18 protein-coding genes and 2 pseudogenes are annotated in these 21,620 nt (G+C 66.5%); 12 read left to right on the plus strand and 8 right to left on the minus strand.

Annotated features, from left to right (window positions below; translation table 11 throughout):
* Window positions 1-3: 3 nt before the first annotated feature.
* A complete protein-coding gene (locus tag B146_RS0110610) occupies window positions 4-792 on the minus strand; it encodes an EAL domain-containing protein (RefSeq protein WP_019996416.1) in 789 nt (262 codons plus the stop codon).
* Between the two features lie 140 nt (window positions 793-932).
* Between B146_RS0110610 and B146_RS0110615 the strand changes: the two genes are divergently transcribed.
* Window positions 933-3,137 carry an FAD-dependent oxidoreductase gene (locus tag B146_RS0110615; RefSeq protein ID WP_019996417.1) on the plus strand — a complete coding sequence of 735 codons (2,205 nt, stop codon included), beginning with the start codon at window positions 933-935 and terminating at the stop codon, window positions 3,135-3,137.
* A gap of 61 nt (window positions 3,138-3,198) precedes the next feature.
* Here the strand turns inward: B146_RS0110615 and B146_RS0110620 are convergent, their stop codons facing one another.
* Complete coding sequence (locus tag B146_RS0110620) at window positions 3,199-4,266, minus strand: YihY/virulence factor BrkB family protein (RefSeq protein ID WP_019996418.1); 1,068 nt, start codon at window positions 4,264-4,266, stop codon at window positions 3,199-3,201.
* Window positions 4,267-4,493: 227 nt separating this feature from the next.
* Here B146_RS0110620 and B146_RS30260 point away from each other — a divergent pair.
* The 3 genes and pseudogenes from B146_RS30260 to B146_RS27715 form a co-directional block, all read left to right on the plus strand.
* A pseudogene (locus B146_RS30260) lies at window positions 4,494-4,704 on the plus strand (helix-turn-helix domain-containing protein); the annotation flags it as partial.
* 56 nt (window positions 4,705-4,760) lie between these two features.
* A pseudogene (locus B146_RS30265) lies at window positions 4,761-5,138 on the plus strand (S24 family peptidase); the annotation flags it as partial.
* Window positions 5,139-5,263: 125 nt separating this feature from the next.
* Window positions 5,264-6,049, plus strand: a complete 786-nt coding sequence (locus B146_RS27715; RefSeq protein WP_019996420.1) for a thermonuclease family protein — start codon at window positions 5,264-5,266, stop codon at window positions 6,047-6,049.
* Between the two features lie 90 nt (window positions 6,050-6,139).
* Here the strand turns inward: B146_RS27715 and B146_RS0110635 are convergent, their stop codons facing one another.
* Both B146_RS0110635 and B146_RS0110640 read right to left on the minus strand, forming a co-directional pair.
* Entirely contained in the window at window positions 6,140-7,801 is a 1,662-nt protein-coding gene (locus tag B146_RS0110635; RefSeq protein WP_019996421.1) for a lysine--tRNA ligase, read from the minus strand.
* A 93-nt stretch (window positions 7,802-7,894) separates the two neighbouring features.
* Window positions 7,895-8,770, minus strand: a complete 876-nt coding sequence (locus B146_RS0110640; protein ID WP_407638547.1) for a transporter substrate-binding domain-containing protein — start codon at window positions 8,768-8,770, stop codon at window positions 7,895-7,897.
* A gap of 100 nt (window positions 8,771-8,870) precedes the next feature.
* On the opposite strand from B146_RS0110640, the gene B146_RS25710 reads away from it, so the two are divergent.
* Window positions 8,871-10,817, plus strand: coding sequence for a glycosyltransferase family 2 protein (locus B146_RS25710; protein ID WP_019996423.1), 1,947 nt, complete (start codon window positions 8,871-8,873; stop codon window positions 10,815-10,817).
* A gap of 104 nt (window positions 10,818-10,921) precedes the next feature.
* Here the strand turns inward: B146_RS25710 and B146_RS0110650 are convergent, their stop codons facing one another.
* The gene (locus B146_RS0110650; protein ID WP_019996424.1) at window positions 10,922-11,167 is read right to left on the minus strand and encodes a DUF2188 domain-containing protein; all 246 of its coding nucleotides are present in this window, start codon (window positions 11,165-11,167) and stop codon (window positions 10,922-10,924) included.
* 458 nt (window positions 11,168-11,625) lie between these two features.
* Between B146_RS0110650 and B146_RS0110655 the strand changes: the two genes are divergently transcribed.
* Window positions 11,626-12,060, plus strand: coding sequence for an NUDIX hydrolase (locus tag B146_RS0110655; RefSeq protein WP_019996425.1), 435 nt, complete (start codon window positions 11,626-11,628; stop codon window positions 12,058-12,060).
* Between the two features lie 22 nt (window positions 12,061-12,082).
* On the opposite strand, the gene fdhD is transcribed toward B146_RS0110655, so the two are convergent.
* Entirely contained in the window at window positions 12,083-12,823 is a 741-nt protein-coding gene (fdhD, locus tag B146_RS0110660; protein ID WP_244877424.1) for a formate dehydrogenase accessory sulfurtransferase FdhD, read from the minus strand.
* Between the two features lie 414 nt (window positions 12,824-13,237).
* Between fdhD and B146_RS0110665 the strand changes: the two genes are divergently transcribed.
* From B146_RS0110665 to ribB, 3 genes are all read left to right on the plus strand, one after another.
* Window positions 13,238-13,900: a TerC family protein gene (locus tag B146_RS0110665; protein WP_019996427.1), complete on the plus strand. Its 663-nt coding sequence runs from the start codon at window positions 13,238-13,240 to the stop codon at window positions 13,898-13,900.
* Complete coding sequence (gene queF / locus B146_RS0110670) at window positions 13,897-14,352, plus strand: preQ(1) synthase (RefSeq protein WP_019996428.1); 456 nt, start codon at window positions 13,897-13,899, stop codon at window positions 14,350-14,352. The genes B146_RS0110665 and queF overlap by 4 nt, the downstream gene beginning before the upstream one ends.
* 70 nt (window positions 14,353-14,422) lie before the next feature.
* Window positions 14,423-15,556: a 3,4-dihydroxy-2-butanone-4-phosphate synthase gene (ribB, locus tag B146_RS0110675; protein WP_019996429.1), complete on the plus strand. Its 1,134-nt coding sequence runs from the start codon at window positions 14,423-14,425 to the stop codon at window positions 15,554-15,556.
* 396 nt (window positions 15,557-15,952) lie between these two features.
* Here the strand turns inward: ribB and B146_RS0110680 are convergent, their stop codons facing one another.
* Window positions 15,953-17,191, minus strand: a complete 1,239-nt coding sequence (locus B146_RS0110680; protein ID WP_019996430.1) for a porin — start codon at window positions 17,189-17,191, stop codon at window positions 15,953-15,955.
* A 632-nt stretch (window positions 17,192-17,823) separates the two neighbouring features.
* Between B146_RS0110680 and B146_RS0110685 the strand changes: the two genes are divergently transcribed.
* Window positions 17,824-18,915: a pyridoxal phosphate-dependent aminotransferase gene (locus tag B146_RS0110685; protein ID WP_019996431.1), complete on the plus strand. Its 1,092-nt coding sequence runs from the start codon at window positions 17,824-17,826 to the stop codon at window positions 18,913-18,915.
* A 44-nt stretch (window positions 18,916-18,959) separates the two neighbouring features.
* Here the strand turns inward: B146_RS0110685 and B146_RS0110690 are convergent, their stop codons facing one another.
* On the minus strand, window positions 18,960-19,223 hold the full coding sequence (locus B146_RS0110690; protein ID WP_019996432.1) for a hypothetical protein: 264 nt from the start codon (window positions 19,221-19,223) through the stop codon (window positions 18,960-18,962).
* A gap of 273 nt (window positions 19,224-19,496) precedes the next feature.
* On the opposite strand from B146_RS0110690, the gene B146_RS0110695 reads away from it, so the two are divergent.
* Window positions 19,497-19,847, plus strand: coding sequence for a DUF2147 domain-containing protein (locus B146_RS0110695; RefSeq protein ID WP_019996433.1), 351 nt, complete (start codon window positions 19,497-19,499; stop codon window positions 19,845-19,847).
* 327 nt (window positions 19,848-20,174) lie between these two features.
* Window positions 20,175-21,413 carry a porin gene (locus tag B146_RS0110700; protein WP_019996434.1) on the plus strand — a complete coding sequence of 413 codons (1,239 nt, stop codon included), beginning with the start codon at window positions 20,175-20,177 and terminating at the stop codon, window positions 21,411-21,413.
* Window positions 21,414-21,620: the final 207 nt, after the last annotated feature.

Below are 21,620 nucleotides of genomic sequence, written 5' to 3' on the forward strand. Positions count from 1 at the left end.
CGTTCAGCAGACCTGGATGCCGAGTTCGGCGGCCATGGCGTGGGCGCTGGTGAGGTTGAGATGCGGCAGGGCCTCGAAGGCGGGACGGGCGAAGTAATAGCCCTGGAAGAGATGGATGCCAGCGACCTGCAGGATCGTGAACTCGGCTTCCGTCTCGACGCCTTCGGCGAGAACCTCGATGCCGAGCGCCCGGGCGGCCGTGGCGATCGAGGCGACCACGACCTGCCGCGGATAGCTCGCGTCGATGCCGCGCACGAGCTTCATGTCGAGCTTGATGAGGTCGGGCTGGAAATCCACGAGAAGCCCGAGCCCGGCAAAGCCCGCCCCGAAATCGTCCAGCGCGGTGATGAAGCCCTGCCGGCGATATTCGGAGAGGATGCGCTGGAGATGGCCGGTGTCGACGATCTCCTCGTTCTCGGTGAACTCGAACATCAGGGCGCCGAGCGGGAAGTCGTGGCGGCGCGCGGCCAGAAGCGTCGCGCGCAGGCAGGCCGCCGGCTCATAGACGGCGTTGGGCAGGAAGTTGATCGACAGGCGAAGATCGTCGCCGCGCGGGAAGAGGCGGGAGGCGAGCTCGATCGCCTTCACGCGGCAGCGCTGGTCGAAGCGGTATTTCTGCTCGGCGCGAACCTGCGACAGGATGCTGTAGGCCCCCTCGCCGCCCAGGCCCCGGATCAGCGCCTCGTAGCCCCAGACCCGGTTCTCGCGCAGATCGTAGATCGGCTGAAAGGCCATGGAAAAGTCGAAGTCGAGCGCCTCGCCCGACCGGCATCCTTCGCATTCGACGCTCATGGGGCTGGCTCCGTTTCGCGGTTTCTCGGCTTTAACCTTAAGGCTCGTCCCTTAGTAAAACCTGAAGTCCATCCGGCTCTTCCTTAGCCGGTGCACCAAATCCATCTCCCATTTTCCATCGTTCTTTCCGGGAAACAGGCATGACCTACAAGAACTTCACGCTCGGCCCGAATGAAGAGGGCATCGTCGTCGTCACCTGGGACATGCCGGACCGGTCGATGAACGTCTTCACCGAAGAGGTGATGGGCGAGATCGACGCGATGGTGGACGCCTTCGCCGCCGACGAATCGGTGAAGGGCGTCGTCTTCACCTCGGGCAAGGCGGGCTCCTTCACCGGCGGCGCCGATCTGAAGATGCTGCGCGGCATGTTCGACGCCTTCGAGGCCAAGCGTCGTGAGGATAAGGACGCGGCGGTCGCCGAACTCTTCACCCGTTGCGGCGAGATGGGCCGGATCTGGCGCAAGCTGGAAACCTCCGGCAAGCCTTATGTCGCGGCGATCAACGGCACCTGCATGGGCGGCGGCTTCGAGCTGGCGCTGGCCTGCCACGGCCGCGTCGCCGCCGACAGCGCCAAGATGGGCCTGCCGGAAGTGAAGGTCGGCATCTTCCCGGGCGCCGGCGGCACGCAGCGCGTGCCGCGCCTCACCGACACGCAGTCCGCGCTCCAGATGCTCCTGAAGGGCGAAACGCTCTCGGCCGCCAAGGCCAAGGGGATGAAGCTGATCGACGAGGTCGTGCCCGCCGATCAGCTGGTGGAGAAAGCCAAGGACATGCTGCGCGCCGGCCTGAAGCCGGTGAAGGCCTGGGACGAGAAGGGCTTCAAGCTGCCCTCCGGCCCGGTCTATTCGCCGGCGGGCGCGCAGGTCTGGCCGGCCGTCGCCTCGCTCTACCGCAAGGAGACCAGCGACAATTATCCGGGCGCCCGCGCCATCGTGAAATGCGTCTATGAAGGCCTGCTCCTGCCGATCGACCAGGCATTGAAGGTCGAGCAGCGCTACTTCACCGAGGTTCTGCAGACCACCGAAGCGGCGATGATGATCCGCTCGCTCTTCGTTTCCATGCAGGCGCTGAACAAGGGCGCGCGCCGCCCCAAGGACGTCGGCCCGACCGAGCTCGGCAAGATCGCGGTGATCGGCGCCGGCTTCATGGGCGCGGGCATCGCCCATGTGGCGGCCAAGGCCGGCCTTTCGGTCGTGCTTCTCGACCGCGACCAGGAGGCCGCCGACAAGGGCCGGGCCCATTCCGCGACCGTCATGGAAGGGCTCGTGAAGAAGGGCCGCGCCACCAAGGAGGAGGCCGAGGCGCTTCTGTCGCGCATCACCGCGACCCCCGACTACGCCGCGCTCGGTGACGTCGATCTCGTGGTGGAAGCCGTGTTCGAGGACCGCAAGGTCAAGGCCGAGGTGACGAAGCGCGCCGCCGAGGCGATGAAGCCCGGCGCGATCTTCGCTTCCAACACCTCCACCATCCCGATCACGAGTCTGGCCGAAAGCTTCCCCGATCCGCAGCGTTTCATCGGTATCCATTTCTTCTCGCCGGTGGAGAAGATGATGCTGACCGAGATCATCATGGGCGAGGAAACAGGCTCGCAGGCGCTCGCCACCGCGCTCGACTTCGTGCGGGCCATCAAGAAGACGCCGATCGTCGTCAACGACACGCGCGGCTTCTTCGCCAATCGCTGCGTGCTTCGCTACATGTCGGAAGCCTACGACATGCTGATCGAGGGCGTGCCGGCGGCGATGATCGAGAACGCGGCGCGCGGCGCGGGCATGCCCGTCGGCCCGCTCGCCCTCAATGACGAAGTGGCCATCGACCTCAGCCAGAAGATCATGCGCGCCACGATCGCGGACCTCGGCGAAGCGGCCGTCGATGCCGGCCATCTCAAGCTGGTCGATGCGCTGGTGGCCGAAGGCCGGATCGGCCGCAAGGGCGGCAAGGGCTTCTACGACTATCCGGAGAAGCCCGCCAAGAAGCATCTCTGGCCCGGCTTGAAGAACCTCTTCCCGCAGAAGCGCCCGGAGGAGGTCGACTTCACCGAACTCAAGCAGCGCTTCCTCGTGACCATGGCGCTGGAAGCGGCGCGCACGATGGAGGAAGGCGTCGTGACCGACCCGCGCGAGGCCGATGTCGGCTCGATCCTAGGCTTCGGCTACGCGCCTTATACGGGCGGCACCATCTCCTATATCGACGGGATGGGCGTGAAGACCTTCGTGGCCCTGTGCGAGACGCTCGAAGCCAAGCATGGCGAGCGCTTCCGCCCGACGCCGCTCCTGCGCGAGATGGCCGAGAGGGGCGAGAGCTTCTATTCGCGCTTCGGCGCGGCGGCCTTGGTGGAAGCGGCCTGAGGCGACATCGCCAGACGGACCCGGATCAGGGGGCGGCTCTTCGGGGCCGCCCCTTTTCGTTTCAGCCCGCGCGCTTTTCCTTGGCGAGGCTGCGGCCGATCGTGTCGGCGACGCGCGCGCCGCGCACGCCGAGCGGCTTTTCCGGCTCGTCGGTCGTGTCGACCGCCGTCTGATGCTCCATCTCGGCATTGATCTCGGCGCCGACGATGAAGATGGTCGAGGACAGCCAGACCCACATCATGAAGCCGACCACCGCGCCGAGCGAGCCGTAGGTCGCGCCGTAATTGGCGAAGTTCTGGAGATACCAGGAGAAACCCATCGAGGCAGCGAGCCAGATCGCGGCGGTCAGCGTCGCTCCGAAGAACACCCATTTCCAGCGCGCCCGCGCCCGGCTCGGCCCGTAGCGATAGACCATGCTGATGCCCCCGACCGCCAGCGCGAAGACGATCGGCCAGCGCGCGGCGGCGATCAGTTCGTCCGTCAGGCTCTCGGCCCCGATCAGGTTCATGAGGATCGGCACCACGCCGACCGAGACGAACATGACCGTGCCGATGAAGACAGCGCCCATGGTGAACAGGAAGGCGACCGCGTTGAGCTTGAGGAAGGAGCGCATTTCCTGCTCGCCATAGGCGACGTTCATCGCCTCGAACAGCGTCTTCACGCCGTTGTTGGCGCTCCAGAGCGAGAAGAGAAGGCCCGAGACGAAGCCGATCGACAGCGAGGCGGGATCGCGCGTCACGAGGTTCTCGAGCTGCGACGTGAGGATTTCGGTGCCCGCGCGCGGGAGGAACTGGCCGACATAGGCGATGTGGTCCGCGATCGTCGTCGGGTCCGCCACGATGCCGTAGAAGGACACGAAAACGGCGAGCGCGGGAAACAGCGCCAGCAGGAGATAGAAGGTCGCGCCGGCCGCGATCAGCATCACCCGGTCCTCGAAGAACGAGTACCAGAGCCGCCAGGCGATGTCCTTCCAGCCCTTCCAGGGAATGCCGAGCGGGCCTCGCGCGTCACGACCGCGCCCCGGTTCGCTGGCGCGGCGCCGGATTTCCTCGGTCGTGTTCGGGGCAAAGCGCAGGCCCGGCACAGGCATGGTCGTCTCCAGCAGGAACTCCAGCCGCGTCGCGGCCATCGAACCCACGGAAATGCCGCATTTCGCCAGACGGTTCCCGCCTTGCCTGTGGAGAAGCCACCGACGGGCCGGTTTCGCGCAAGCTCGGCAAGCGGGCGTGGAAAACCTAGCCCTTCGCGTGCGCTTCCCCTCGACAGGGCGGGCGTGGGATCGTAAAAGTCGAAACGTCAAGGATAATATTCCTTGATCTCTCACTCCGCTCCTTCGATCCCTCCGAGACGATCCGCATGTTTTCCCACGAGCGCATCTGGACCGCGATCGATCTACTGGCCGCCCGCTGCAAGCTGTCCGCTTCGGGTCTGGCGCGGCGGGCGGGGCTGGACCCGACCACGTTCAACCGCTCCAAGCGCTTCGCCGCCGACGGGCGTCCGCGCTGGCCCTCCACCGAATCGATCGCCAAGATCCTGGAAGCGACGGGCGTGTCCTTCTCGGAATTCTCCTCGTTTCTCGGCAGCGGCCTGTCTCCGGCCGCCCTGCCCGCGCGCGCGCCGGCCGCCGTCCCGCTGATCGGCTTCGCGCAAGCCGGCGCCGGCGGCTTCTTCGACGATGCCGGCTTCCCGGTCGGCCAGGGCTGGGACGAGATCGAACTGCCCGGCCAGGACGGGACGCTCTATGCGCTGGAAGTGTCCGGCCAGTCCATGCTGCCGCTCTATCGCGAGGGCGACGTCGTGATCGTCTCGCCCGGCGCCTCGGTTCGGCGCGGCGACCGGGTCGTCGCCAAGACGCGCGACGGCGAGGTCATGGTGAAAATCCTCCAGCGCCAGACCGCTAGGACGGTGGAACTCGCCTCCGTGAATCCGGACTTCCCCGACCGCCAGTTCGCCGCGTCCGAGATCGAATGGATCGCGCGCATTCTCTGGGCCAGCCAGTAGGCTCCGCCGTTTCGTCACAGCGACCGGGGGTGAGCGGTCCGGCTGAACCCGATCCGGGCGCCTATCCGGACTCGGCTTTCAGGCGGCACGCCCTAGGTTTCCAAGGGTACAACCGAGGAACGGACATGCAAGCGTTTCGAATCGCGCTGGGGCTCTGCGCGCTTCTTCTGGCCTGGATGTTTCTTCTGCCGCCCGCAGCGCTCGGCCCCGTGGAGCGGGATATCGTGGAAGCCCGCCCCGTCGCCACACCAGCCGCGACTGCCTCGCCCGCGCCCGCATCCGCGCCCGTCGTGGAAACGGTGGACGCCGCTGCCGCTCCGGTGCGAACGATCGGCCCCGTCGCGGTGGAGATCGACGGCGCGCTTCAACGCCTGCCGGCGGTGGCGAGCGGCGCAGCGGAGCCTCCCATCGCCGAACGGCCGGCGCAGGTCGCACTGGCCGGGGCCGCCGAGGCGGCACCCGCTCCGGAACCCGACCCGGCCGAGACGGCGGCGGTATCCCCGACCCCGGACGCACCGCAGGTGCGCCGCCTTCCCGCGCCGATCGCACTCGACACGGGAACGATCCGCTCCGGCGAGGAGACGATCCAGATCGCGGGCATCGCGCCGATCGCGCCGGAAACGCGCTGTGCCGACGGGCCGCGCTCCTGGCCCTGCGGCGTGCGGGCCAGAACCGAATTCCGGGCCTGGCTGCGCGGGCGCACCCTCACCTGCGACCCGGCCGAAGCCGCGACGCCGGATGCGCCGACCGCCTGCCGGCTGGGCGAAGAGGATGTCGGCGACTGGCTGGTGCGCAATGGCTGGGCCAATGCCGAGCCCGGCAGCCGCTACGAGCGCGAGGCGCAGGCCGCAAGACAGGCCGGCCGGGGCGTCTGGCAGTTCGAGGTGACGCGGCAGGGCGCCGTTCAGTAAGGCGACGTTTGCCCGGTCAGCGCCGCCCCTTCCCCAGGAGAGGCGCTGCGGAGCGAAGAGCACGGCGTCGCCGCCGCGCTCCTTGTCTCGTCAGGCGAGCGGCTGGAGACGACCTTCCAGCGCGTCGCGGATCAGCTTGCGCGTTTCCTCGATGCCGTAGAGCGCCACGAAGGAGCCGAAGCGCGGTCCCCGCTCCTGTCCGATCAGGATCTGGTAGAGCGCCGAGAACCACTCGAGCGACACGCCCGGGCCGCCGTCCGGGCCCTTCTTCTTGGTGTCCTGATAGCGCTCGATGGGCCGCGCGACGTCGAGAACCGCATCCTGGATCGCACCCGCGTCGGCGTCCGGCGCCAGCGCGCCGAGCTTCTGCTCCAGCGTTTCGAGCGCGGCGCGCTCCACCTCGTCGGGCGCGCGGAAGCGCTTGGTCGGGCGAACGAAGTCCTCGAAATAGCGCAGCGCATAGGCGACGAGCCGGTCGAGTTCGGGATCGGTCTCGGCGGTGACGCCCGGCGCATAGCGCGAGATGAAGCCCCAGAGCGTCTTGGCGTCCGACGCATTCGAGGCCGACACGAGGTTCAGAAGCAGCGCGAAGGGCACGGCGATGCCCTTCACCGGCGGCTCGCCATTGTGGATGTGGAAGACCGGGTTCTGCAGGCGGGACTTCGCGTCCTGCCGGTCGAAGGCCGAGGCGAAGGCGTAATAGTCCTCCACCGCCTTCGGGATCACGTCGAAATGCAGGCGCTTGGCGGCGCGCGGCTTGTTGAACATGTAGAGGCCGAGGCTTTCGGGCGAGGCATAGGTCAGCCATTCCTCGATCGACAGGCCGTTGCCCTTCGACTTCGAGATCTTCGCGCCCTCGGCGTCGAGGAAGAGTTCGTAGACGAAATGCTCCGGCGCCTCGCCGCCGAGAATCTCGCAGATCCTGTCGTAGACGCCGGCATTGGTCTGGTGGTCCTTGCCGAACATCTCGAAATCGACGCCGAGCGCCGCCCAGCGCATGCCGAAATCGGGCTTCCACTGCAGCTTCACCGCGCCGCCCGTGACCGGCAGCGTGGTTTCCGTGCCGTCCTCGTCGAGGAAGGTGACGGTGCCCGCCTTGGCGTCGACATGCTTCATAGGGACGTAGAGGACGCGTCCGGTCTTGGGCGAGATCGGCAGGAAGGGGCTATAGGTCGCCTGACGCTCGGGCCCGAGCGTCGGCAGCATGACGCCCATGATGTCGTCGTAGCGCTCGGCCGCGCGCAAGAGCACCTCGTCGAACCGGCCGGAGCGGTAATAATCCGTCGCGCTCGCGAACTCGTATTCGAAGCCGAACGTGTCGAGGAAGCGGCAGAGCATGGCGTTGTTGTGCTCGGCAAAGCTCTCGGCCTCGCCGCCGAACGGATTGGGCACGTCGGTCAGCGGCTTCTGGAGATAGGGCTCCAGCGCGGCGCGGTCGGGCACGTTGTCGGGGATCTTGCGCATCCCGTCCATGTCGTCCGAGAAGCAGATCAGCCGCGTCGGCACCTTGTCTTCCGTCAGGATGCGGAAGGCGTTGCGCACCATCGTGGTGCGCGCGACCTCGCCGAACGTGCCGATATGCGGCAGGCCCGAAGGGCCGTAGCCGGTCTCGAACAGGGCTTCCGTCTTGCCCGTCCGCTCCAGCCGCTTCACGATCTTGCGCGCTTCCTCGAAGGGCCAGGCATTGGAGCCGAGCGCCTCCGCATGGATCGTGGCATCGTGATAGACGGAAGGCCGCGGCGCGTCGGACATTCGTTCGAGTTCCTTCGAAATCAGGGCGGCGCATCGAGCGCCGCGTTGACGTCCGTCTAGGGGCGCAGACGGTCCGTCGTCAACAAATCGCGTTCAGAACGCGCTGATCGGAAAATAGCGAAGCAGGAGTTCGGACATGCGCCCGTCCCTCACGATGCGCCCGATCGCGTAGTCGAAGGCGCTGGCAAGTTGCGGGTCGTCGCCGCGCACCGCGATACCCAGCCCCTCGCCGAGAAAGCGGTCGGACAGATAGGGACCGCCCGCGAACTCGCAGCAATCGGCCGAGGCTTCGCTGCCGAGCCAGAAGGACGAGGCGACCCCATCGCCGAACAAGGCCTTCACGCGCCCGGCGCGCAGGGCCTCCTGCGCGTTCGCCAGCGTGTCGAAGGGAACGGGCTTGGCCTTGGGAAAGAAGGAGCGCAGCATCGCTTCGTGCGCGCTGCCGGTGACGACACCGACATCGACGCCCACCAGCCCGCCTTGCAGAGGTTGCGTCAGGTCCGTCCCCCGCCGAACCATAAAGCGCGCGGGATAGCGGAAGAAGGGCTGCGTGAAGGCGAAGCGCGCGCGGTTGTCGGCGCTGATCGCGAGCCCGGCGACGACGGCGTCGCCCTCCCCCGATTCCAGTGCCGCGCCGAGATCGGCGAAGGGCCGCGCCTCGATCTGGCAGATCGCGGTGACGTTCAACTCCTCGCAGATGGCGCGCGCGAGATCGACATGGAAGCCGGTCAGCCGGCCGCGCTGGTCCAGAAAGTTGAACGGCGGATAGTCGACGGCCGTCAGGAAGCGAATGCGCGTGCGCGCCGAAAGGTCGGGCTGCGTGATTCGCAGCGTCTGGTCGCGGAAATTCGGCGTTTCGACGGCCGACTGCGCCTGAGCCGGAGATACCGCCCAGAATGCAACCAGGGATAAACAAAGAGCCGCAAGATTCGTCAGGGTTCGCTTCTGGGTTGGTTTCTTCAAGCGCATCATTCCGAAACCATCGGGCGGGGTCCTCGTGGGGTGGCGCGTGTCGGTTCCAAAGTCCGCAGATGAGTGGGAAGACGGGTCCGGCGCACGGGCAGAGCCTTTGTATGGCGCGTGGCAAGAGCTCGGCAAGCCGGCCGACCTCCTCATCGAGCCGGCGCATCCGCTCATCATCGAGGGCCGGGACGCGCGGCTGCTCGACGCCTTCCTAGCCCATGCCGGCCTCGACGAACACATCTATGCCGAAACCGCGAACCGTGCGCGCCGCCACGGCGCCGCGGTGGACGAGGAGCTCGTCGCCAGCGGGGTGCTGACGGAAGAGCGCCTCGCCGCAGCGATCGCTCGGACGCTCGACCTTCCCTTCGCCCGGATCGAGCCGGGCATCACCATCCTGCGCAACGGGCGCGGCGAGTGGCAAAGCGGCCAGCGGCACCTCAAAGGGTGCGGCCTCGGCTTCGACGCGCGGCTTTTCATCAGCCCGGCGCTCGACGACCTTGCCGGCACCGCCCGGCGGATCGCGGCGCTCGGCCCGAGGCGGACGGCGCTCTGCGTCGCCACGCGCGGCGACATCGCCCGCGCCCGCGCCGATTTCACCCAGCAGGAACGCGCCGACCGCGCCCGGTTGAGCTTGGCCGCCGACCGGAACCACCTGTCCGCGCGCGAGGTGATGACCGCGTTTCAGGCGATGGTCGCAACGCTGATCGCGACAACCGTCGTTCTCGCCTGGGCTCTCCTGCCCTGGTTCTGGAACGCGGTCCATGTGCTTTGCAGCCTGACGGCCATGGTGCTCACCACCTTCCGGCTGGCGGTTCTCTCCGAAACGCCGCCGATCGAAGAGGAGCCGAGCCGGCCTTCTCCGCCGGACCTTCCCGACCCACTCGACGAGATCGACGGCCTGCCCGTTTATTCGGTGCTCGTCGCCCTGCATCGCGAGGCCGACATGGCCCCGTCCATCGTCGAGGCCATGGCCGCGCTCGACTGGCCGCGCTCCAAGCTCGAAGTGTTCTTCGTCTGCGAGGCGTCCGATCCGGAGACGGTTCATGCGGTGGAACGCGCCATCGCGGGCGAGCCGAATTTCTCGGTGATCGCGACGCCCCGCAGCGATCCCCTCACCAAACCCAAGGCGCTGAACTTCACGCTGCCGCTCGCGCGCGGCGAATTCCTCGTGCTCTACGACGCGGAGGACCGCCCGGCCCCGCGCCAGCTGCGCGCCGCCTTCGAGACCTTCCGCAGCGCCGCGCCGGACCTTGCCTGCGTTCAGGCCCCGCTCACCATCCGCAACGCGCGGGCCGGCTGGTTCGAGACGCTTTTCGCACTGGAATACGACGTCCTGTTCAAGGCGACCCTCCCCTGGCTCGCCGCCCACAACCTTCCCATTCCGCTCGGCGGCACGTCGAACCATTTTCGCCGCGAAGCGCTCGTGGATGTCGGCGGGTGGGACAGTCACAATGTCGCCGAGGATGCCGATCTCGGCATTCGGCTGGCCCGCGCGGGCTGCCGGACCGGGGTGATCGACGCGCCGACCTCGGAAACGGCGACGGGACGCTGGCGCGACTGGCGCAATCAGCGCACCCGTTGGATCAAGGGCTGGATGCAGACCTGGCTGGTTCACATGCGCAATCCCGGCCGTCTGGTGCGGGATCTCGGCTGGCGCAACCTTCTCTCGTTCCAGCTCGTGTTCGGCGGCATGGTGGCGTCCAGCCTGCTGCACGTCGTCTTCGGAATCCATCTCGTCGCCCAAGCGCTCGCCTATGCGGCCGGCCAGCAGACATCGCTCGTCTTCGGCCTTCTGGCGTTTCTCGACGTGTCCAACATCATCCTCGCCTATGCTGCCTTCATCGGCCTTGCCAGCCGCGTGACGCCGCGAAGCGAGCACCGCCTTTTGCGGCGCCTCTGGTCGCTCTGGTTCTATTGGCTGATGGTGAGCTTCGCCGGAATGCGCGCGGCGCTGCAACTCCTGCACAAGCCGCACCACTGGGAAAAGACCCCGCACGGGCCCACCGCCGCGCGGCCGCTGCCGGACGCAGGACATCACCTGTCGACATCCTGACATTCGGCATATGGAAGAGCCCCCGCCGCGATGATCCACGGCGGAGGGTTCGAGCCTCACTCCGATCGAGCCGAGACGTCGCGCCTCGGCTCGCGCCGTTCCGGTCAGTCGCGATCCACGACCTCGGCATGGGGCCGGTCGTCGCCGCGCGCGATCTCCTCGTGCCAGCCGCCGTCGCGGTCCTGATAGACGATGCCCTCGGTTTCGCCCGCCAGTTCCTGACGCGCGGAGGCGTCGCGCGCGGCGGCGAGCGCCGCGTCATGCGACCGGAACGTCTCGGAAAACACGTCGCCGACCTTGTAGGCCCAACCGCCATCGTGCTCGACGACTTCGTAGCGGATGTTCGACATCGGGTCTTCTCCTCGGATGGGCGTCGGGGACGCGCTGCACTCTGTTCAAAGCTGGAGGGAAAGCTGGAACAGCGCGGCGCGAAGGCCAGCCCATCGCGCCTGAATGAGCGTTCAACGCAACTCGGCCGGAACGCTCGTCCGCGAGACGGGGCAAGGTTCCCCGATCCGGCGAGACCGATCGTCGCGGGCATCCCTCATCTTTTGCGGCCCGAAACTCCGGCGTTTGTGTTAGAGATTTTACCGCCAGCCAGAGGCAACCTCTTCCAAAGCAGATTCAAATCGTTATATGCCTTCATAAGGCATCCATGCGATCAAACCGCAGCCTTGAAATCTCGACAGCGACAACGTCCGGTAGCGCCCACCTCGGGTCGTGGCGAACAACATGGCGCGTCGAAATCCAGCCTGACACCATTAGAATACGCCTTCATAAGAGGCCGCATCGAACGAGAGCCCAGACCATGAAAGAGCGCAGGCAGATTGGCGCGATCGCCTATTCCAACGACGCCGACGCGGGTCTGCGCATTCTCTTGGTGACGTCGCGCGAGACCGGCCGCTGGGTGATCCCCAAGGGCTGGCCGATGAAGTCCAAGCAGCCGCATCAGGCGGCCGCGCAGGAGGCTTTCGAGGAAGCCGGCGTGGAAGGCTCGATCGCCAAGAAGGCGGCCGGCTCCTATCGCTATCCCAAGACCCTGCGCAACGGCGAAATCGTCTCGTGCCGCGTCAAGGTCTATCCGATGCAGGTGAGAAAGCTCGTCTCCAAATGGCCGGAGGCCGCCGAACGCAAGCGGCAATGGTTCAGCACGGAGGACGCGGCGGCGGCCGTGCTCGAGCCTGAACTCGCCGACATCCTGCGCTCGATGGGGCAAACGCTGAGCGCGCCTTCCGCATCGTGAACGCGCGGGCGATGGCCCGCGCTTAGCTTTCGGCCTCCGCGCCCCGGATGCGGTGCGGATGGCTGGCCAGTTCGAAATCGGCGCCGCGCGCCACGACGGCCAGCGTAAGGCCGGCTTCCTCGGCGCTGTCGAGCGCGAGCGCGGTCGGCGCGGAAACGGCGGCCATGAGCTCGCAGCCCATCACCGCTGCCTTCTGGACGAGTTCCACCGAGACGCGGCTCGTCATCACCAGGAATCCGCCCCCGGCGCGTCGCTGCGAGCGCGCGAGCCAGCCGGCCACCTTGTCGAGCGCGTTGTGCCGCCCGACATCCTCGCGAACCACTTCGATCGTGCCGTCCGCGCTCGCGAAAGCGGCGGCATGGACCGCGCGGGTCCTGGCACCCAGCACTTGGCGCGCACCGAGTTCTTCCATGGCCCGGCCGATCGCCTCCGGCGCGACGCGGAGGCGGTCGCTCAGCCGGGGCAGGTCCGGCCGCGTCTTCTCCAGGCTTTCCGCCCCGCACAGGCCGCAGCCGACCGGCCCGGTCATGAGACGGCGCTGCGCGACATAGGTCGCGGCGCGCGAGGCGTCGAGCCACAAGCGGCAATCGTAGCCGCCCTCCGCTTCCTCGATCTCCAGAGCCTCGATCTCGTCGGGATGACGGACGATCCGCTCGTTGAGGGCGAGGCCCACGGCGAAGTCCTCGAGATCATCGGGCGTCGCCATCATCACGGCATGGGTCGAGCCGTTCACCGACAGAGCGACCGCCGTCTCGGCCGGCACGCTCCGCTCCGTCGCGACGAAACGCCCGTTTCGCCAGGCAAGGATCGGCGCGGCTCGAAAACTTTCGACCAAGGCAAGTCTCCCGGTTGCAGGTGGCGCGCCGCTTCGCGCCCGATCTGGGGTTTTAAACCAAGGCGGACCCGTGCGGTTAGATTTCCCATGGAGGCATGACCACGAATTGCGGACGATGGCTCGGTCGCAAGGATCATGCCTGCCGCGCGACCGCAGGCGAACAGTTCGACATCGCCGGTCCGGCCCACTTCGTTGCAAAAAGATGTCACCCGAAAGGTCGGATCGGGCAAAGGCCATGCCCCCCTCGCGTCCTACACGAAGAGGTGACGCGTTTGTCATCGACAATCACGAGAAACTGAAGGAAGAACCCGCCACGTCCTTTCAACTAGGTGTGTCAAACCCGTGAGCGACTTTCTGTCCGCCGAGCTGGCGGCCCTTCTCCAGGTTCTCTTCATCGACATCGTGCTCGCGGGCGACAATGCCGTGGTGGTCGGCCTCGCCGCCGCCGGCGTCGATCCCGCCATCCGCCGCAAGGTCATCTTCCTCGGCATCGCCGGCGCGGTGGTGCTGCGCATTCTCTTCGCGCTGGTCGCCGTCCAGCTTCTGGCCATCGTCGGCCTGACGCTCGCGGGCGGCCTGCTGCTTCTCTGGGTCTGCTGGAAGATGTTCCGCGAAATCCGCGAAAGCGGCAGCGCGGAGGACGAGGCCGCCGCGATCGCGGAAGAAAGCAGGAAGCACAAGACCTTCGGTCAGGCGCTGTTCCAGATCATCATCGCCGACGTGTCCATGTCGCTGGACAACGTGCTCGCCGTCGCGGGCGCGGCGCGCGATCATCTGACGGTTCTGGTGATCGGCCTCCTGATCTCCGTGGTGCTCATGGGCGCCGCCGCCACATTGATCGCCAATCTCCTGCATAAATACCGCTGGATCGCCTGGGTCGGCCTCGCCGTCATCTTCTTCGTGGCGCTGCGCATGATCTATCACGGCTGGGACGACGTGGCCTGCCATGTCCAGTCGCTGTCGAGCTACTGCTCGGGCATTCCGATCGGAGGAACCGTTCATTGACCACCGACCTCACGCAACTCGGCCGGGACGCGCGCCCGGCCGCGAGCCCCGAAGACGCCGTTCTCGAAACCGTGCCCTTCGCGCGGCGCACGGACCCGGCCGCGGTGGTGCGTTTCACCTGCCCCGAATTCACCTCGCTCTGCCCGGTGACCGGCCAGCCGGACTTCGCGCATCTCGTGATCGACTACGTGCCGGACGAGCGGCTGGTGGAATCCAAGTCGCTGAAGCTCTTTCTCACGAGCTTTCGCAACCATGGCGCCTTCCATGAGGATTGCACGGTCATGATCGGCCAGCGCATCGTGGAGGCGACGCGCCCGCTCTGGCTGCGCATCGGTGGCTACTGGTATCCGCGCGGCGGCATCCCGATCGACGTGTTCTGGCAGACAGGCGCGCCGCCCGCCGGCGTGTTCCTGCCCGACCAGGGCGCGCCGACCTATCGCGGACGCGGATAGCGAACGCACCGTTCCGGTTGATCGCGACCCCGGCTCGGCCTAATGCCGAGCGATCAAGAAGGGGAGCGCCATGCAACTGGATCGAATCGAAGACGCCATCAAGGCCATCGCGGCGGGCGAGCTCGTCGTGGTGGTCGACGACACGGACCGGGAGAACGAAGGCGATCTGATCATGGCTGCCGGCAAGGCGACGCCGGAGAAGATGGCCTTCATGATCCGCCACACGAGCGGCATTCTCTGCGTTCCCATGACCGGCGAGCGGGCGGCGCAGCTCAACCTGCCGCCCATGGTCGCCAACAATCTCGACCCGATGCGCACCGCCTTCACCGTTTCGGTGGACTACAAGGTCGGCATGACCACGGGCATCTCGGGCGAGGAACGCGCCAACACGGCTCGCGCCCTCGTCAACGACAACGCGGTCGGCTCCGACTTCATCCGCCCGGGGCACATGTTCCCGCTGATCGCGCGCGAAGGCGGCGTCCTCACGCGCTCGGGCCACACGGAAGCGGGCGTCGATCTCGCCAAGCTCGCGGGCCTCGCCCCGGCCGGCATTCTGGCCGAAGTCGTCAATGACGACGGCACCGTGAAGCGCCTGCCCGAACTCCTCGTCTTCGCCAAGGAACACGATCTTCGCATCGTTTCGATCGAGGATCTCATTTCCTATCGCATCCGGCGCGAAAGCTTCGTGACGAGCGTGCGCGACGAGGAGATGGTGGTCGGCGGGCTCAAGGGCCGCGTGAAGATCTACCAGACCCCGTTCGATCCGATCCAGCATGTCGTGGTCGTGTTCGGCGACGTGCGCGGCGAGCGCAACGTGCCGACGCGCATCCATCGCGAGCAGCCGGTGGTCGATCTGTTCTCGCGCGGCGGCACCAGCCGGAAATCCTGGGTGGACGCGGCGCTGGAGCCCATCCGGCGCGAAGGGCGCGGCATTCTCATGCTCCTGCGCACCGCCAATGTGGACGAGTTCGAGACCGAGGTGGAAGCCCGGATCGAGCCCAACGCGGCGGGCGTCTCCGATGGCGAGAAGCACGCCAGCGCGCGCGCGCGCACGCAGCGTTGGCGCGAGGTCGGCGTCGGCGCGCAGATCCTGCGCGATCTCGGCGTCCTTTCCATCGGCGTCATGTCGTCCAAGGAGCGCGACTATGTCGGCCTGACCGGCTTCGGCATCGAGATCGGCGACACGATCCGGCTCGAAGACTGAACGGGGTGCCTCTGCGGGCTGGAGCCGTGTTCGCGCTCGGCTCCCGCATGCGCACAGGATGAAAGGCGCTTCCGGCGACGTTCTCTTCGCCGGCAGTTCTCAGAGGACGACCCTCAGGGGACGACCCTGAGCCCGGACGGGACGGGAGCGGCGACACCGCCCCTCCCCCGTCGCACCATTCCGCCGAGGCGCCTCCGCGTCTCCGCCCCCTCCCGATGAAACGCCGCCGTTCTGCCTCGACCGTCCGTCGAGCCGGAACGGCGGCGTTTTGCGTTCGCAGTTCGTGCGCGTCGCTCGATCGGATGTTCGCTCATAGCCGACCGAGCGTCCCTTGCGGCCAAACGCAAAAAGGCCCGGCTTTCACCGGGCCTTTTCGTATCCGATCGGCGATGCCGATTAGAAGTCGCGCTGGAAGCGCAGGAAGCCGGACACCTGGTCGATGTCGCCAGCAGGACCGCCGAAGTCGACGTTCTTGTAGGAGACTTCGCCGAGCGTCGCGAAGTTGTTGGTGATCTGGTAGCCGACGTTGGCGACGGCGGCCCAGTACTCGCCCTGGTCGACCGAGGTCAGGCCGGTGCGCGGGTTGAACAGACGGACGTCGAAGGTCTCGCCGTACTGACCCGAAACCGCGAGGCCGAGCTTGCCGAAGCTCTGCGCGTAGCCCGCACCAGCGGCCCACTCGAGGAGGATCGGAACGCCAGCGTTGGTCAGGCGGTTCGTGGCGAGCGACGACAGCGTGTCGATGCCCGTGATGCCGGCGTAGATCGTGGGATCGAAGGCGTAGTGACCCTCGATCTTCAGCTGCGAGTCAGCCGCGACGAGGTTCTTCAGGAGCACGCCGCCCTTCAGAGCGAAGGCGTCGTTGTTGCCGTCCTGGAGGAGCGTCGGGAACGTGCCGTTGAGGTTCACGGTCACGCCGTTGATGACGACGGCGCCCGGGATATCGCCGAGGTTGTTGGTCTCGTCATAGACGGCCGACAGGTAGGCACCGCCCCAGGCGCCCGAGTAGACGAGCTTGGCATGGACGTCGGGAACGACATCGCCGGTGCGGTCGTCTTCGAGGCCGAGCGTGGCCGAGAAGCCGTTCGCGGCGAACGTGTAGCTGATCTGGTTGGTGTTGATGTCGCCGACCACGAGGTCCGTGTCGGTGAGCAGGCCGTCTTCCAGGCCGCCGATGCCGGAGGTCCAGAGCGAGTCACGGTAGCCCATGAGCAGGCCGCCGAGCTGGATGTAGGCCTGGTCCATCACGTAGCTGGCGCCGAGCGACGAATCCTGGTTGGCGATCGTGTTGTTCTGGGCCTGGACGCGGGCGAAAGCGCGCAGCGTGCCGAGCTCGGTTTCTTCGCGGGCGTCGAAGTTCAGACGGGCGCGGACCGAAGAACCGGCCTGGTAGTCGTCGCCTTCCAGGTTACGAGCCGGGTCGCCGGCGACGTTGTACTGGAAGCGGACATAGCCGCCGATGCTGAGGCACGTCTCGGTGCCCGGGATGTAGTAGAAGCCCTTGCCGTAGACGTCGCAAACGCGGACGTAATCAACGGGCTCAGGCTCGGCCACGACGACAGCGTCAGCCGCGCGAGCGCCGGTCACTGCAACGAGGGCGGCAGCGGAGCCGAGAAGAAGGCTCTTGATGTTCATGTCCTGACCTCCAGTCAAGTTATGGATAGGGTTGGGCCTTGTTTCGAAGGACAGCCTTCCCTGCCCCATACCCTTCAGAAAGCCCGGGTCGTCCCCCGCTCTTTCTTGCCCCAGAATATTCACGGACCCGTCATGCGCAATTGCAGAAAGGACACACTGAGCTTTGGGTGACACGTCTCGGCTCCGCTTGTGCCCGCAGGGACACGGTTCGCCCGACGCTCGGAGGGACCGCCGATGCTGCACCGCCGAACCCGAAACGATTTCGGAGCGACCAACGCAACGTCTTCTATCCGCTACACTTTTAACGATGCCCTTGAGACGGCGTGAGGTTTTCCGCCGCCCTCACCCACGCCGCCTTCGCTTGCGGCGTCGCGCAAAACAGGCCGATTTCCGCCTGACCCAAAATCGCCTCGGGAGGTCAGGTTAGGGTCAGCCCCACAGATTCAGTCGACCCTTTCGGCTTCGCCAAGGGGACGAATCGGCCTGGAAACGGGACGCGAGGGCTTCGTCCGAAGCCTGCGTCGCTGCGACGAAGCGCATTCAAAAGGCGCGCCGCAGGTTCTATGACGGGTTCCGGGCGGCGCCGTCTCGCGGCCGTCCCCCTTGCTTCCGTTTCAGAAGGCGCGCTGCCCATGCCGTTCACGTCCCGCACACAGGCTCTTCCGGCAACCGTTCCCTTCGTGGGCCCCGAAGCCCTTGAACGACGCCTGGGCTTTCGCTTCCGGGCGCGGCTGGGGGCGAACGAGAGCGTGTTCGGCCCCTCGCCCCGCGTGCTCGAGGCCATGGCCTCGGCGGCGCGCGAAAGCTGGGCCTATGGCGATCCCGAGCATCACGACCTGAAGGCCGCGCTCGCCCGCCATCACGGGCTGGAGCCGGATTGCTTCGTCGCCGGCGAGGGGATCGACGGATTGTTCGGTCTTCTGGCGCAGCTCACGCTCGATCCCGGCGACACGGTCGTCACCTCGCTCGGCGCCTATCCGACCTTCAACTATCATGTGACCGGGCATGGGGGCGTTCTGGACTTCACGCCCTACCGGGACGACCGGGAAGATTGGGACGCGCTGGCCGAGCGCGCAGCGAGGCTGCGCCCCAAGCTCGTCTATGTCGCCAATCCCGACAATCCGACCGGCAGCTGGCACGAGGCGGCGGCGGTGGAGCGTCTGATGGACGCGATTCCGGAGGAGACGCTTCTGGTCCTCGACGAGGCCTATAGCGATCTGGCGCCGGCGAGCGCCCTGCCCCCGCTTCAGCCGCTTCGCCATAATGTCCTGCGCTTTCGCACCTTCTCCAAGGCCTATGGCATGGCAGGCGTACGCGTCGCCTATGCGATCGGCGCGCCGGACGTCGTCCGGCAGTTCGACAAGGTGCGCAATCATTTCGGCCTGTCGCGCATGGCCCAGGCCGGCGCGATCGCCGCGCTGTCCGATCAGGCCTATCTTCGCGAAACGGTCGCGCGGATCGAGCACGCCCGAACGCGCCTCGCCGAGATCGCAACAGGGGCGGGCCTGCGCCCGCTGCCGTCAGCCACGAATTTCGTCGCCATCGATTGCGGCCGCGACGGCGCCTTCGCGCGGCGCGTGCTGGAGGGCGTCCTGAACGAGCGCGTCTTCATCCGCATGCCGGGCGTGGCGCCGCTGGATCGCCTGATCCGCGTCACCGTCGGCCCCGACGAGGATCTCGACCTCTTCGCCGCCGCGCTCGAAACGGCGCTGGCGAAGGCCTGACCCGATCCGCCGGACGATCGGCCCGTGTTCGGCTGCGAGGAGGGTCAGTTGCGGGCGAGCCATTCGCGCGCCGCGCGCTGGGCGCGGGCGATCTGGACGCGCGTCATGCCGGCGGCGAGATCCTGCCGGTGGAACGCGGCGTCCTCGACGCCCATGCGGTCGGCGAGATTGAAGTACATATGGGCCGACACGAGCTCGCGCGGGTTGGCGGCCATGCGCAGGCCCATGGCGAAGAGCGTCTCGCCGAGCGGAACCGCCGTGCCGAGCGCGGTGCCGAAATGGGCGTCCTGAAGTTCGAAGCGAGCCATGATCCGTTCCCTCCTGTGCGGCCGCCCCTTCGGCGGTTCATGCCCCGAGAATGCGGGCTGCGACTGAACGGGTCTCTAAAAGACTTGGATAATTTGAGATAAAACATTCGCACCGGCGCGGAAACCTTAACCGGACCTCAAAACGGGGACGATCGACTTGAACGCATGATGTCGGATGAAAGCAGAGGGTTCGGCGCGATGCCCTCTTGCATGAAGCCGAAAGCCGCTTAGCCTCCGGTCAAGGGCGCAGGACGCCCTGTCTGGGAGGACATCATGAAGAAGACCTTGTCGCTGCTGCTCGTTTTAGCGAGCCTTGGCATCCCTACCCTGGTGCAGGCCGATCCGATCGAAGGCCGCTGGAAGATGCCCTCCGGCAACGACGCCACGATCGCGCCCTGCGGCTCCGACTTCTGCCTGACCTATGTCAACGGCCCCCTGAAGGGAAAGCGGTTCGGCAAGATGAGCGCCGCGGGCACGGGCACCTATGAAGGAACTGTGACGGATTACACCCGCAACGGTCGCGAGTTCAGCGGCAAGGGCAAATTGTCGGGCGACACGCTCTCGGTGTCGGGCTGCGTGCTGGGCGGTCTCATCTGCCGCTCGCAGGAACTCAAGCGCATCTGACGCGCCCTATCGTCCCGCATCGGAAATCGCGCTCCGGCGGCCCTCATGCGAGGGCCGCCGCTTTCTTTTCCAGGCGGGGAAAACGGGATCGAGCGCATCCTTAGCCAATGTAACATTATTCGTTTTGCAAACTTATTTTGTGATGCAAAGCTACAACTCGGCTCTGTGACAAGCTGTCATAAATCTTCCCAAGCCGGAAATGAGTCTCATCTCAACAAACGTTCATGTTAAACGGCTCCTAGAAGGCCTCGACACTGCTGCAGGCTTTCGCCAACGAACCGAACAAGCCCCAAGAAGCTTGATCTGAATGTTGACTGGAGAAAGAACATGAACATCAAGAGCCTTCTTCTCGGCTCCGCTGCGGCCCTCGTGGCAGTGACCGGCGCCCGTGCGGCCGATGCCGTCGTCGTGGCTGAGCCCGAGCCCGTCGACTACGTTCGCGTCTGCGACGTCTACGGCAAGGGCTTCTACTACATCCCGGGCACGCAGACCTGCCTCAGCATCGGCGGCTATGTCCGCTTCCAGTACAACGTCGCCGGCGACCCGGCTCGTAACCTGGAAGGCGACGACTACCAGGCCGGTTCTTCGGTCCGCGCCCGTCTGAACTTCGACGCCCGCGAAGAAACCGAGCTCGGCACGCTGCGCGCCTTCGCCCGCGTCCAGGCCACCAACAACACGATCGCCCAGCCGGATTCGTCGCTCGGCGCCAGCTACGTGATGGACCAGGCCTACATTCAGCTCGGCGGCCTGCTCATGGGCTACCGTGACACGCTGTGGAGCTCGGGCATCGGCGGTCTGGAAGACGGCCTGCTCACCGACACGGACCTCGTGGTCGGCAGCTTCAACACCAACCAGATCAGCTACACGTTCGCTGCGAACGGCTTCTCGGCCACGATCGGCCTCGAAGACGACCGCACCGGCGATGTCGTTCCCGACGTCCACGCCAAGCTCGTCTACTCGGGCGCCTGGGGCGGTGCCTACCTGTCGGCCGTCTATGACGAGACCTACAACAGCAACAACCTGCCGCGCACGATCACGCTCAACGGCGTGACCGTCGCGATCAACGGCACGTACCCGACGCTGGTTCAGGACGGCAACAACGACGCCTTCGCCCTGAAGGGCGGCGTGCTCCTGAAGAACCTGATCGCGGCCGACTCGCAGCTGAAGATCGAAGGTCACTACGCCTTCGACCCGACCGTCTATGCCGGCCTCACGGCGATCGACACGCTCTCCACCCTGTCGACCAGCCAGCTGACCAATGCTGGCGTTCCGATCCTCCTCGAGTGGGCCGCTGGTGCGGGCTACGCGCAGAAGTTCGGCAAGTTCGGCTTCGCGATCTCCGGCCAGTACGGCGAGACGTTCGACATGCGCCTCTTCAACGCGCGCACCGGTCGTACGACGATCGATCAGGGCGAATACTGGGCGGCCGTCGCCAATGTCGGCTACCAGATCACCAACAACTTCGCGACGCTGGCCGAAGTCTCCTACAAGAACGTCGATTTCGGCGGTCCTGCTGGCGACATCGATCAGGTCTCGGGCTTCCTGCGCTTCCAGCGCAACTTCTGATCCAGAGCTGCCCTGCGGGCTCCGGCCCGCAGGCAAACCCGCCGGTCTCCGGCACCATGACCTGCCTCCAGCAAGTCGCGCATAGGCCAAAGATCTTTCGTCCACACTTTGGCCCGGATAGGGAGCCGTTCCGCGTCAGCGGGACGGCTTTCGGCCTTTGCGGGCTCGGACGGACGAATTGCCAGAGCCGCCCGTAGCGAAGCGGAA

Source organism: Aureimonas ureilytica DSM 18598 = NBRC 106430 (assembly GCF_000382705.1).
GTDB lineage: Bacteria > Pseudomonadota > Alphaproteobacteria > Rhizobiales > Rhizobiaceae > Aureimonas > Aureimonas ureilytica.